The following is a 12,898-nucleotide window of genomic DNA, read 5'->3' as shown; positions in this document are numbered from 1 at the left end:
AAGCGGGTTGAGAAGGTAGCGAACGGCCCGAACAGCACCACCCGCTTGCCGTCAATAATGCGGGTATCAATGTGCGGTACCGACATCGGCGGCGCGCCGACCGAGGCCTTGCCGTAAACCTTCGCCAGGTGATGCTGGGCCACCTCCGGGTTTTCGCACACCATAAACTGGCCGCCTACCGGGAAACCTGCGTACTCTTTCGCCTGCGGAATGCCGGTTTTCTGCAGCAGCTTAAGCGCCGCGCCGCCGGCGCCGATAAAGATAAATTTCGCGCGGATTTTGCGCCACGGCCTGCGGCCGCGGGCATCGGATACCGTAACCGTCCAGCTGTTATCGGCGTTGCGCTTAAAGCGCCGCACCGCGGTATTCAGCTGGAGAGAAAAATTGGCGCTGCGGCCCAGGCCGCCGATCAGCTGGCGGGTGATTTCGCCGTAGTTGACGTCGGTACCGGTTTCCGCGCGGGTGGCGGCCACTTTCTGCTGCGGGTCGCGCCCTTCCATCACCAGCGGCGCCCAGCGCTCAAGCTGTACGGGATCTTCGGAGTAGCGCATGCCCTGAAACTGCGGATACTGCTGCAGCGCGGCGTAGCGCTGGCGCAGGAAATTAACGTTATCTTCGCCCCACACAAAACTCATGTGCGGGACGGCGTTAATGAAAGATTTGGGACGCTGGAGCATACCGCGCTGGACCTGATGCGCCCAGAACTGGCGCGAAACCTGGAAGGCCTCGTTGATTTCAACGGCTTTATCAATGCTGACCGAGCCGTCGCGCTTTTGCGGCGTATAGTTAAGCTCCATCAGCGCGGCGTGGCCGGTGCCGGCGTTGTTCCAGCCGTTTGAGCTTTCCGCAGCAACGCTTTCCATTTGCTCGACCATCGTAATCGACCAGTCGGGCTCCAGTTCCTGAAGCCACGTCCCGAGGGTGGCACTCATGATGCCGCCACCAATCAATAACACATCCGTCTGATGCTCTGTAGGGAGATCGGCATGCGCTGCCTGACTATTGGCATGCGAACTCGCCGTCTGTGAGCGTCGTGCGGCCATTTTCTTAGTCATCTTAGTCAGCCTTACTGTACTCGCGTTGATAAAAGCGCAGGTGAAACGATTCGGAGAGAACCACGTTAGCACCAGCGATTAAAAATTTAAATATTGTTTAAAGTTTAAATTTGGTTTTGATAAGTGTTATCAGAATGTTTAATGGATGTGTCTCAGGAATGAATTCCGGTACTGGATTAGTGTGACGTGACGCGCTAAAATCGACCGTTTTGTGATGGTGTGCACATACCATTGCTTATGTATTCGACACCTTCCATAACCTTAATTTTAAGATGCCTATGACCTCTTCTTCGTCTCCCTCGGGTACCGGCAGCGCCGTGGCTCAGGTTCTTCGCTCGCCCGCCCTGCTAACGCGCGAAGCGCTGGCCGGCGTTATTACTGCCCTGGCCTTGATCCCGGAAGTTATCTCCTTCTCGGTTATCGCCGGCGTCTCTCCCGAAGTGAGCCTGATAGCATCTGTGGTGCTGTGCCTTGCTATGTCCGTGCTGGGCGGGCGTCCGGCCATGGTCACCGCTGCCGCCGGCTCCGTGGCGCTGGTCATTGGCCCGATGGTTCACCAGCACGGCGTCGGCTATATTCTGCCGGCGGTGGTACTGGCGGGGATTATTCAGATTGCTTTCGGCGCCCTGGGAATGGCCCGGCTGATGCGATTCATCCCGCAGGCAGTTATGACCGGCTTTGTTAACGCACTGGGGATACTGATCTTCTTCGCCCAGGTACCTCATTTCTGGAGCCGCAACCCGCTGATTCTGGCGCTTTTCGCCGCCACAATGCTGATTGTGCTGCTTGCGCCGCGGGTGATTAAAAGTATTCCCTCTCCGCTGATTGCGGTGGTGTTTCTGACGGCGGTCGCGATTTTCAGCGGCCAGCCGCTGCCCACCGTCGGTGATGAAGGTGCCATGAGCGGAAGCCTGCCGGGCCTGAACGTTCTGCAGGTGCCGCTCAACCTGCACACGCTGCAGATAATCTGGCCCTGCGCGCTGAGCATTGCCTTTGTCGGGCTGATGGAGTCACTGCTGACCGCCCGGCTGGTGGACGACATTACCGCCACGCCGTCGGGCAAATCCCGGGAAAGCGCGGGGCTCGGTATCGCCAATATTCTGGCGGGGTTTTACGGCGGCATCGCCGGCTGCGCGATGATAGGCCAGACCATTGTCAATGTGGAAATGGGCAAAGGGCGCACGCGGATCTCAACCCTGGTTGCCGGGCTGGTCCTGCTGTTGCTGGTGACGGCGTTGAGCAGCGTAATGGCAAAAATTCCGATGGCGGTGCTGGCGGGAATTATGGTGATTGTGGCGGTGAAAACCTTTAGCTGGCACAGCATTCAGCCGGCCAGCCTTAAGCAGATGCCGTGGTCGGCCACCGTAGTGATGCTGGCTACCGTTATCGCTACCGTCGGCACCGGCAACCTCGCGGTGGGCGTGCTGGCCGGCCTGATCGTGATGGCCCTGGTGCCGGGCCATATCCGCCGCCGCCACGCGCTTAAATTAGAAACAGCGTCGCCAGCCCAAGAAAAATAAAGAAGCCGCCGGTATCCGTAATGGCGGTGATCAATACGCTGGAGCCGACCGCCGGGTCGCGCCCCAGCTTGATCATCACCATCGGGATCAGCACCCCCATCAGCGACGCCACCAGCAGGTTGAGCACCATCGCCAGCATCATCACGCCGCCAAGCGCCGGATCGTGATACAGCCCCCAGGTCACCAGCCCCATAATGCCGCCCCACACCAGGCCATTGATTAAGGCCACGCCCATTTCACGCAGGATCAGGAAAGAGAAGTTGCCCGGCTGGATATGCTGCAGCGCCAGGGCGCGGACAATCATGGTAATGGTCTGGTTGCCGGTATTACCGCCAATACCCGCCACAATCGGCATCAGCGAGGCCAGCGCCACCAGCTGCGAAATGGTGTGTTCGAAGCCGTCGATCACCCGCGAGGCGATAAACGCCGTGCAGAGGTTGACCGCCAGCCACGCCCAGCGGGTTTTTACCGCCTTGCCGATGGGCGCAAACACGTCTTCGTCATTGCTCAGGCCGCTCATCTGGCGGATATCGTTATCGCTCTCTTCGTACACCACGTCTACAATTTCGTCGATGGTCAGGCGCCCCAGCAGCTGGCCGCTGTCGTCGATTACCGCGGCGCTGAGCAGGTTGTCACGCTCGAAGGTACGCGCGACTTTCTCAGGATCTTCATGGGGATGAAAAGTGACCGGGGCGGCATCCATCATGTCGCCCACGGCGCGGTGGGCCGAATGCAGCAGAATCGTTTGCAGGCTCAACTCGCCGAGCAGCTTTTTGTCGCGGTCGATAACGAACAGCTTATCGGTGTTCTCCGGCATTTTGCCCAGCCGGCGCAGGTAACGCTGCACGGCGCCGAGCGTTACGCCGGGGCGAATGGTGATAACCTCGAACTCCATGATGGCGCCGACGCTGTCCGGCTGGTAATTCATCACCTGGCGCACCCGGGCGCGCTCTTCCGCCGGCAGCGTGGTCAGCAGGCGGCCGGTGAGATTGCGCGGAAGGTGCTGAACCAGATAGATTTTTTCATCAATATCCAGCCCTTCCATGGCGTCAATGAGCGCCTTATCGCTCATTCCCGCAATAAGATCGTCCCAGACGCTTTCAGAAGCTTCATGCAGCACCTTGCCGCGCTTGCCGTTTTCGACCAGCCCCCAGAGGGCGTGGCGCTCCTCGGTGGGCAGCGCCTCAAGGGTATCCGCCAGATCCGGCGGCGGCAGGTGGGCGACCAGCGCGCCCACTTCGGCAATATCATCGCCCAGCTTGCTTTCGTCATACTGCTCCGCCAGCGTAAGCTTGCCGGTCAGCGCGGAGGTGATGGCTTTATCGGTAGTTAACAGCCAGATAAGCCGGGCACGCTCTTCGTCCCGCACTCTGGCACTGTTTTTATGAAACACGGACATCGTTCGGGAAATCCTTATCATCGGGGCCAGCCGCTAAGGATAGCGCGGGCAGAGGGAAAAGATAACAAGCGGCGGGACGACTGGACAAAAAGAGGACAGCGGCCCCGCCGGACGGAGCCGCTGCATCAGGCGGTGCGGGCAACCGCATCCCGGGAGGCTGCCTCGCGCGCCTCTCCCGTCAGCTCAGTCAGCGTGCCGTTGCGCATCTCCAGCAGCCGGTCGGCGTGAATGAAATAGTGGTCATCGTGGCTGATAGCAAACAGGGTTTTGCCCATCTGCTGCATCAGCGGCAGCAGGACCTGGTAAAACTCGCGGCGGAAATGTGGATCCTGATCGGCTGCCCACTCGTCGAGCAGCAGGATATCGCGCTCTTCGGCCAGCGCCAGCAGCAGCGCGACGCGCTTTTTCTGCCCCTTCGAAAGGTTAAGATTGAGAATTTTTCCCTCTTCCAGCTCCAGCTTATCGCCCATCTGCAGGCGCTCCAGCCATTTGGCCACCAGCGTCGGATCCGCCTGCTTACCCTGCGGCCCGAGCAGATTTTCGAACAGGCAAACATCGGTAAAGACGGCGGAGAAGAGGCCGCGATAGGCGTCGGGATCGTTGGCGGCAAGCGCTTCGCCGTCCAGCAGGATCTGTCCGCCGGTAGGCTGATACAGCCCAGTGAGCAGCATCGCCAGGGTCGACTTGCCGCTGCCGTTGCCGCCGATAAGAAATACCAGTTCGCCCCGGCGCAGCGTCATGTTAACGGGCCCTACCGCGAAGGCATTATCCTGATAGCAAAACGTCACGTCGCGCAGCTCCAGGGTTTGCCATTCGCGGCGCGGCTGCGCTGCGGCAAACTCTGCCCGGTAAGGCGCAAGCGAGAACTGGTTGAGCTTTTTAAACGCCACCTGCGCGCTTAGCAGCGTCGGCAGCGCGCCGACGGCAGACAGCAGCGGCGTGCGCAGAAACAGCAGCGTCAGCGAATAGGTAGCGGCGACGGCGGTATTGGCCCAGCCGAGCCCGTTTGCCATCCAGAACACCAGTCCGATAGCGCCGAGCATCATAATATTCGACCAGTTAACGGCACTCAGATGAAAGGTATCAGCACGAATGATGTGGTGGCGGTACTCTCCGGCGTGGGGCGTGTAGCGCTGGCGGTAAATATACTCCGCGCGCTCGCGGTTCAGCGTCAGCTCTTTGCGCCCTTCCAGCACCGTCTGGTAGTCGCCGTAGAGCTTCTCTTCCGACTCGCGCAGCTGCGCCATGTGGCGGTAAACGCGGGACACCAGCAGGAAGCCGCCCCAGATAGTCAGAGCCACCCACAGCGCGGTAACCACCAACATTTTACCGGACAGCCACGCGAGCCAGGCCGCGGATCCAAGCGTCAAAATAATCCCCTGCACCAGCTCGGGCAGGCGCACAAAGGCGATAGTGATGCTGCGCACGTCGCTGGTCAATCCGGCCAGCAGCGCGGCGCTGCCCAGCCGCTCAACCTGCTCCACCCGGGTATCGAGGATACGCTTAATAAACTCCCCGCGCAGGCGGTAGACAAAATGGTGCCCGAGCAGCGTCAGCGCCAGCTGGGAACCCAGCGTTACTGCCATTAGCAGCAGCAGCAATCCGAGAAACTCCGGCAGCACCCGCAGGGATATATCGACATTTTCAATCAGGCGCTGGTTAATAAAGGCGATAAGACCGATGCCGAGCGCGGCGCTGAGCATGCTGAGGGCCATCACCGCCAGAAAAGGCCAGCGGTACTGCCGCCAGACCAGAAGAAGGAGTTGCATAACGGATTCCAGACGAAAGCAAAAACAGCCAGCAGTTTAAACGTGACGCCTCTGACATCAAGAATAATTCTTATTTTTATTGCGCGGCGAGCCCGGTCTGGCGAAAAGTAAGATTAAAGCGGAAGCCGCCGGTGAGTGGATGATACCCCTCTTTCAGCGGCTGGATCCCGTGATAGAACAGCCGCGACGCACCACCCCACACCACCACGTCACCGTGCTCCAGCAGCAGGCGCTGCAGCGGATCGCCGCGGCTGAGGCCGCCGAACTGGAAAATGGCGGGCAGCCCCAGCGACACAGAGACAATAGGCGCAGCCAGTTCCTGCTCGTCTTTATCCTGGTGCAGCGACAGCTTGGTTCCCGGCGCGTAGCGGTTGATCAGGCACGCATCCGGGCAGAAACGATCGTAGCCCGCCTCGCTGGCGCAGCGTTGTGCCAGGATCAGAAAAGCCGCCGGCATCGCCGGCCAGCGCGCCCCGGTCTGCGGATCGATCGGGGAGTAGAGATAGCCGCGCCGGTCCGTGGTCCAGCCCACCTCGCCGCAGTTGCTCATCGCCACCGACATGGTATAGCCGCCGGGCGTGACCATCTGGCGCAGGGGCGACTGCCCGATAACCTGCTCAATGCCCGCCATCAGGCTTTCCGCGTCCGCCAGCGCCCGGCGGCGCAGGATGATTGCTCCCGGCGCGAGTGGTTCCTGCCACGGGGGAGTATCAGCAAACAGATCGAGCACGCGGCACCTCCGGAAAATTAATGACTGTCGTTAACAAGAAACGGTGTGAACTGCGGCGACATCCAGCTGCGGAAAGTGTTGCCCTGCTTGTAAATCATATAAACGGCAAGACCCTGCTGCTGCACTACCGCTTTGGCTTTTTCAAGACCTAGCACCATCAGCCCGGTATCCCAGCCGTCCGCTTCAAGCGCCGTCGGTGCAATGACCGTGACCGACACCAGATTGTGCTGGATCGGCGCGCCGGTTCGGGGGTCGATCACGTGAGAAATGCGCCTGCCGTCCAGTTCATAATAGTTGCGATAGCTGCCCGAGGTGCTGATTCCGTGTCCGTTAATATCAACAACGGCCTGCACCGCGTTCTCCCGATCGGTAGGTTTTTGAATGGCGACCCGCCACGGGGCGCCTCGCCCGCTGGTGCCCCGGCTCACCAGCGCCCCGCCAACGGACACCAGATAGCGGGAGATCCCTTCCTGAGACATCAGCTGCGCCAGATGGTCTGCCGCGTAACCCTCGCCCACCGTCGAGAGATCGACATACAGATCGGGAAGATCTTTTTGCAGGTACTGGCTGCCGGACTTATTAATAACCGCAAGATGCTGCAGGCCTGTCCGGGCTTTTGCTGCGGCAATCTGCGCTGCGGACGGAGTTTTTAGCGGCTGCTTGTCCGGCCCGAATCCCCACAGATTAACCAGCGGGCCGACGGTGATGTCCATCGCACCGCCGGTTTTTTCACCAATCCGCAGCGACTGCGTGACGATATCCGCCATCGCCTCTGGTACCGGCCAGGGCGCGATGCTGGTCGTTCGGTTAAAGCGCATCAGGGCCGAATCTGTTTTCCAGGTGGAGAGCTGCATATCATCGGCGTCAAGTTGCGCCTGAATCTTCTGGCGCAGCGCGTCGGCGCGCGCGGGGTCAATACCTGCGGCACTGACTCGCCAGGACGTCCCCATGGTTTTACCTTCCAGCACGAGGTTTTGACCGCCCACATCGGACGAATTTTCCCCGTCGCAGCCGGCTATAAGCAAAATTGCGGCAGCGGCGGCGGTGCGAAATAGCGTTTTGATCATTTCATTACCCTCTTCATTGCGGGCCAAGAGTACACCAGCCTCGCTAAACGAGGGATAAAAAAAGGGCCCCGAAGGGCCCCTTAGCAGCATGCGAAAAATCGCGGCTGATTAGAACTGGTAAACCACGCCAACTGCAACGATGTTGTCGGTGCTGGTGTTGGTATCGCGGGTAAACTGGCTCTTGTCGATCAGGTTGATTTTGTAATCGACAAAAGTGGAGATGTTTTTGTTGAAGTAGTAGTAAGTACCGATATCAACATATTTAACCATATCTTCTTTGCCGTAGCCCTGAACTTTCTTACCGCGGGACTGCAGGTAAGCGATGGACGGACGCAGGCCGAAGTCGAACTGGTACTGGGCTACCGCTTCAAAGTTCTGAGACTTGTCAGCGAAACCGTTTACGGTATCAACGCCATCGCCACCAAAACGGCTAGTGTTGTATGCCTGAGTAAACTCAGCGGCCAGGTACACGTTGTTAGCGTCATATTTCACGCCGCCGGTGTAGGCAGTTGCGCGATCGCCGCTACCACGATATGCGCTGGAGTTCTGGCGAGCAGTGCGCTTGGAGCTGGCTACCGCACCACCGACGCTGAAGCCTTCGCCCAGATCGTAGGTCAGAGAGCCGCCAAAGCCGTCACCGTTCTGACGCAGGCCTTTACGACCGTTGTTAGTCGTGCCGCCAGATTCGCCATCCGGGCTGCCGTTTTTGCCCTGGTACTGCAGAGCCAGGTTCAGACCGTCAACCAGACCGAAGAAGTCAGTGTTGCGGTAGGTCAGCATGCCATTACCGCGCTGCATCAGGAAGTTATCCGCGCCGTAGGTGTCGCCACCGAATTCCGGCAGGACGTCAGTCCAGGAGGAGATGTCGTAGATAACGCCGTAGTTACGGCCGTAATCGATGGAGCCAGTGTCAGCAAAACGCAGACCGGCAAAACCTACGCGGGTAAAGGAATCGTTGCTGTCTTCAGCGCTGTTCGCCTGAACCTGGTATTCCCACTGGCCGTAGCCGGTTACCTGGTCATTTACCTGGGTTTCACCTTTAAAACCGATACGAATATAGGACTGGTCGCCGTCGACGCTGTCGTCATTGGAGAAGTAGTGCTCACCGTCAACTTTGCCGTACAGATCTAATTTGTTACCGTCTTTATTGTAAATTTCAGCCGCGTTCGCTGCGCCTGCTACCAGCAATGCGGGTACCAGGAGAGAAAGGACTTTAGCTTTCATGTTATTAACCCTCTGTTATATGCCTTTTTATATGCCACTGCTTACTGATTAACCCTTAAATCAGTCGGCGAACACATTGTGCGGCAAAAAACAGAAATATCCAACTGCAAAATGCTGCAAGACCTACTAAGATGTTTCCAGGCATGCTAAATATATTTCAAAATGTTAATAACAGGGAACTTCATAACGGCATTAAATGCTAAAGAAATAGCGCATGAATAAACAAACAAAATTAAGTTTTCTTTATAATTCACGCCGATATATCCCCCTGTTTTTACCGCACTGAATGGTAAAACAAAAGTATGTCTTATCTATAATATATTCAGCGCTATCATCATTAACTTTATTTATTACCGTCATTCATCTCTGAATGTCAGTTTACCGTTATTCCTGCCGGGTGCTTCGCACCCGGTTTTTTTTTACCTTTCTTTACACGCCGGCTGTAAAAGTTATGCTACCGCCGGGAAATAATCACCGCGCTTAAATATACCCTGTCAGGTAGTCCCGGTTATCGCTCCCCATTCCATTACAAAGCCTCCCGCGTGTGCGTTTTTTGTCTGCGGCGCTGATGAACCCGATGATTATGGGCAGATATTCACCGTGCTGTTACTCTGATGCAACTTATGTCGTTTTGTGTATATACTGCCTGCTTAATGTTAACCTGCTCTTTCATCATCATCTTGCTGATGAAAGAGCAGGCTACGCACACGGATGCCGGACGCGCAGCCGGTGCTGTCATCACGGATTCCACACGCTAATGAGTCATTCTGACACAATGATCCCAAATAAATTTTCGCTCATGCCGGGCAACATTACCCGCTTCTTTCTTCTGCTGATTGTCGTCCTGCTGGTGACAATGGGCGTGATGATTCAAAGCGCGGTCAACACGTGGTTAAGGGATAAAAGCTATCAAGTCGTTGACATGACTCACGCCATCCACAAGCGCATTGACACCTGGCGCTATGCGACATGGCAGATTTACGACACCATAGCCGCCTCGGCAACCGGCGCGGATACCGACGGCGGGCTTCAGGAAACCCGCCTGAAGCAGGATGTTTTCTATCTCGATAAGCCGCGGCGCAAAACGGAAGCGCTGATTTTCGGCTCTCACGACAGCGCCACGCTCGCGATGACGCAGAAGATGTCGAATTATCTCGACACGCTCTGGGGCGCCGAGACCGCGCCCTGGTCGATGTATTACCTTAACGGCCAGGACAACAGCCTGATCCTGATATCCACCCTACCGCTCAAAGATCTGTCGGCCGGTTTTAAAGACTCGACGATTGGCAGCATCGTCGACAGCCGCCGTGCGGAAATGCTGCAGCAGGCCAATACGCTGGACGAGCGCGAGAGCTTCTCGCCCCTGCGCCAGCTGGCCTGGCAAAACGGCTACTACTTCACCCTGCGCACTACCTTTAATCAGCCGGGGCATCTGGCCACGGTTGTAGCCTTTGATCTGCCGATAAACGATCTGGTTCCGCCGGGGATGGCGCTCGAAAACTTCCGCTTTGACAACGACGCCAGCCAGGCAAATTTGTACAGCAGTGACAAAGAAGCGGCGGACAGCGCAAACGTCCACGTTAACGGCGGCCACATTGAAATTACCTCCGCCATCAATTCGACCTCAATGCATCTGGTCTGGCAGGTTCCTCTCGGCACGCTGCTGCTGGATACCCTGCAAAATATCCTGCTACCGCTGCTGCTGAATATTGGCCTGCTGGCGCTGGCGCTGTTCGGCTACACCACGTTTCGCAATTACACCGGCACCCGACGCGCGGAGTCCGGCACGGTTGCCGCCCCGGCGAGCGGCGAACTGCGTGCGCTGAAAGCCATTAATGAAGAGATTGTGTCGCTGCTGCCCCTGGGCCTGCTGGTGCACGATCAGGAATCTAACCGCACCATTATCAGCAACAAGATTGCCGATCACCTGCTGCCACACCTCAATCTGCAGAACATCACCAATATGGCAGATCAGCATCAGGGTGTTATCCACGCGACCGTGAACAACGAGCTGTATGAGATCCGCCAGTTCCGCAGTCAGGTGCTGGCTCGCACGCAAATTTTCGTCATTCGCGATCAGGATAAAGAAGTGCTGGTGAATAAAAAGCTCAAGCAGGCCCAGCGCCTGTACGAGAAAAACCAGCAGGGCCGCATTTCATTTATGCAAAATATCGCTGCTGCGCTGAAGCAGCCGATTCAGCACCTGGCCGAGAGTGCGGCAGACGTTGAAGGCGAAGCGGCGAAAAAACTGACTCGCCAGGCGGATACGCTGGCGCGGCTGGTCGATGAGATCCAGCTGGCAAACGTGCTTGAAAACGACGGCTGGAAAGGATCGGCGAGCCTGTTCTCCATTCAGGATTTAATTGATGAAGTAGTACCGGAAGTGCTGCCGGCCATCAAGCGCAAGGGACTCCAGCTGCTGATTGATAACCAGCTGGAGATTGCCGAAGAGCGCCACGGCGATCGCGCGGCGCTTAAAAAGATCCTCCAGCTATTAATTCAGTACGCGGTGAGCACCACCCAGATCGGCAAGTTAACCCTTGAAGTCAGCCAGGACGAATCCGGCGACGATCGCCTCACGTTCCGCATTCGGGATACCGGCAACGGCGTCTCCACCAGCGAAATCGACAACCTGCACTTCCCGTTCCTTAATGAAACTCAGGGCGATCGCTACGGCAAGGCCAATCCCCTCTCCTTCTGGCTTTGCGACCAGCTGGCGAGAAAGCTCGGCGGACATCTGAATATTAAAGCCCGGGAGTCGCTGGGAACCCGCTACTCCCTGCACGTTAAGATGGCGCCCCGCGCGCAGGAAAATGATGCTGAAGAGAAGCTGCTGGATGATGTTATCGTGATGACCGATATCACCTCTAATGAAATCCGCAGCATCGTCACCCGCCAGCTGGAAAACTGGGGCGCAAGCTGCATCACCCACGACGAAAGGCTGGCAAGTCAAGATTACGATCTGTTTTTGACAGATAATCCGTCTAATCTTACTGCGCCGGGCCTGCTTTTAAGCGATGATGTGGCCGGAATACGCAAGCTGGGCCCCGGCCTGCTGCAGGTAAACTTTAATATCAGTAATACGATGCAGGAAGCCGTCCTGCAGCTTATCGAAGAACAGCTGGCGCAGGAGCAAACTGAGGTAGCACCTGCAGGGACGAATGCGAACGCCGAACTCCACGCCAGCGGCTATTATGCACTGTTTGTTGACACAGTTCCGGAAGATGTTAATAGGCTGTATACTGAGTCTTCGACTCGCGATTTTGCTGCGCTGGCACAGACGGCCCACCGCCTCAAAGGGGTGTTTGCCATGTTAAATCTGATCCCCGGCAAGCAGTTATGTGAAACGCTGGAGCAGCTCATTCGTGAGAAAGATGCCCCCGGCACAGAGAAATATATCGGCGACATTGACGCTTATGTCAAAAGCCTGATGTAGCAAGGTAGCCTAATACATGAACAACATGAACGTTATTATTGCTGACGATCACCCGATTGTACTGTTCGGTATTCGTAAATCACTTGAGCAAATCGAGTGGGTGAATGTCGTCGGCGAATTTGAAGACTCCACCGCGCTTATCAATAACCTGCCGAAACTGGATGCTCATGTACTGATCACCGACCTCTCCATGCCCGGAGACAAGTACGGCGACGGTATTACGCTGATCAAGTACATTAAGCGCCACTTTCCGGCTATTTCAATCATCGTACTGACGATGAACAACAACCCGGCGATCCTCAGCGCGGTTCTCGATCTGGACATCGAGGGTATCGTTCTGAAACAGGGCGCGCCGACCGATCTGCCAAAAGCGCTGGCCGCGCTGCAAAAAGGCAAGAAATTTACCCCGGAAAGCGTCTCGCGCCTGCTGGAGAAAATCAGCTCCGGCGGCTACGGCGACAAACGCCTTTCCCCGAAAGAGAGCGAAGTGCTGCGCCTGTTTGCAGAAGGTTTTCTGGTTACCGAGATTGCCCGCAAGCTGAACCGCAGCATCAAAACCATCAGCAGCCAGAAGAAGTCGGCGATGATGAAGCTGGGCGTGGAAAACGATATCGCCCTGCTGAACTATCTATCTTCCGTTACCCTCAGCCCGGCGGATAAAGACTAACCTCTTTCCGCTGGTTGTAAAAAAGCCTCCG

General features: G+C 57.0%; 9 protein-coding genes. 3 read left to right on the top strand and 6 right to left on the bottom strand.

From position 1 onward, the window contains the following. The coding region (locus tag QZ766_RS22620) for a malate:quinone oxidoreductase (RefSeq protein ID WP_297207621.1) at positions 1-1,055 on the bottom strand (1,055 nt) is incomplete at its 3' end. Between the two features lie 278 nt (positions 1,056-1,333). Between QZ766_RS22620 and QZ766_RS22615 the strand changes: the two genes are divergently transcribed. After that, positions 1,334-2,575 carry a SulP family inorganic anion transporter gene (locus QZ766_RS22615; RefSeq protein WP_297207618.1) on the top strand — a complete coding sequence of 414 codons (1,242 nt, stop codon included), beginning with the start codon at positions 1,334-1,336 and terminating at the stop codon, positions 2,573-2,575. On the opposite strand, the gene mgtE is transcribed toward QZ766_RS22615, so the two are convergent. From mgtE to ompC, 5 genes are all read right to left on the bottom strand, one after another. Beyond that, positions 2,538-3,974 carry a magnesium transporter gene (mgtE, locus tag QZ766_RS22610; RefSeq protein ID WP_297207616.1) on the bottom strand — a complete coding sequence of 479 codons (1,437 nt, stop codon included), beginning with the start codon at positions 3,972-3,974 and terminating at the stop codon, positions 2,538-2,540. The genes QZ766_RS22615 and mgtE overlap by 38 nt on opposite strands. Before the next feature lie 125 nt (positions 3,975-4,099). Next, the gene (locus QZ766_RS22605) at positions 4,100-5,743 is read right to left on the bottom strand and encodes a multidrug ABC transporter permease/ATP-binding protein (protein ID WP_297207614.1); all 1,644 of its coding nucleotides are present in this window, start codon (positions 5,741-5,743) and stop codon (positions 4,100-4,102) included. 76 nt (positions 5,744-5,819) lie between these two features. Then, a complete protein-coding gene (gene alkB / locus QZ766_RS22600) occupies positions 5,820-6,473 on the bottom strand; it encodes a DNA oxidative demethylase AlkB (protein WP_297207612.1) in 654 nt (217 codons plus the stop codon). A 17-nt stretch (positions 6,474-6,490) separates the two neighbouring features. Beyond that, on the bottom strand, positions 6,491-7,540 hold the full coding sequence (apbE, locus tag QZ766_RS22595; protein WP_297207609.1) for an FAD:protein FMN transferase ApbE: 1,050 nt from the start codon (positions 7,538-7,540) through the stop codon (positions 6,491-6,493). 108 nt (positions 7,541-7,648) lie between these two features. Next, a complete protein-coding gene (gene ompC / locus QZ766_RS22590; RefSeq protein ID WP_297207606.1) occupies positions 7,649-8,764 on the bottom strand; it encodes a porin OmpC in 1,116 nt (371 codons plus the stop codon). A 757-nt stretch (positions 8,765-9,521) separates the two neighbouring features. On the opposite strand from ompC, the gene rcsD reads away from it, so the two are divergent. Both rcsD and rcsB read left to right on the top strand, forming a co-directional pair. Continuing rightward, positions 9,522-12,200 carry a phosphotransferase RcsD gene (gene rcsD / locus QZ766_RS22585; RefSeq protein WP_297207603.1) on the top strand — a complete coding sequence of 893 codons (2,679 nt, stop codon included), beginning with the start codon at positions 9,522-9,524 and terminating at the stop codon, positions 12,198-12,200. Between the two features lie 16 nt (positions 12,201-12,216). Further along, positions 12,217-12,867 (top strand): response regulator transcription factor RcsB, encoded by a 651-nt coding sequence (gene rcsB, locus QZ766_RS22580; RefSeq protein WP_297207601.1) that lies wholly within the window; start codon positions 12,217-12,219, stop codon positions 12,865-12,867. Positions 12,868-12,898 lie beyond the last annotated feature (31 nt).

The sequence above is a fragment of the uncultured Pluralibacter sp. genome, assembly GCF_913775985.1.
Classification (GTDB): Bacteria; Pseudomonadota; Gammaproteobacteria; order Enterobacterales; family Enterobacteriaceae; genus Pluralibacter.
Note: the sequence above shows the minus strand (reverse complement) of the source record. Positions and strands in the feature narration are given on the sequence as shown.

Excerpts from the sequence above, each read along its gene's own strand:
- rcsD (WP_297207603.1), top strand. The coding sequence starts at position 9,522 with ATGAGTCATTCTGACACAATGATCCCAAATAAATTTTCGCTCATGCCG.
- rcsB (WP_297207601.1), top strand. The coding sequence starts at position 12,217 with ATGAACAACATGAACGTTATTATTGCTGACGATCACCCGATTGTACTG.
- ompC (WP_297207606.1), bottom strand. The coding sequence starts at position 8,764 with ATGAAAGCTAAAGTCCTTTCTCTCCTGGTACCCGCATTGCTGGTAGCA.
- apbE (WP_297207609.1), bottom strand. The coding sequence starts at position 7,540 with ATGATCAAAACGCTATTTCGCACCGCCGCCGCTGCCGCAATTTTGCTT.
- QZ766_RS22615 (WP_297207618.1), top strand. The coding sequence starts at position 1,334 with ATGACCTCTTCTTCGTCTCCCTCGGGTACCGGCAGCGCCGTGGCTCAG.
- mgtE (WP_297207616.1), bottom strand. The coding sequence starts at position 3,974 with ATGTCCGTGTTTCATAAAAACAGTGCCAGAGTGCGGGACGAAGAGCGT.
- QZ766_RS22605 (WP_297207614.1), bottom strand. The coding sequence starts at position 5,743 with ATGCAACTCCTTCTTCTGGTCTGGCGGCAGTACCGCTGGCCTTTTCTG.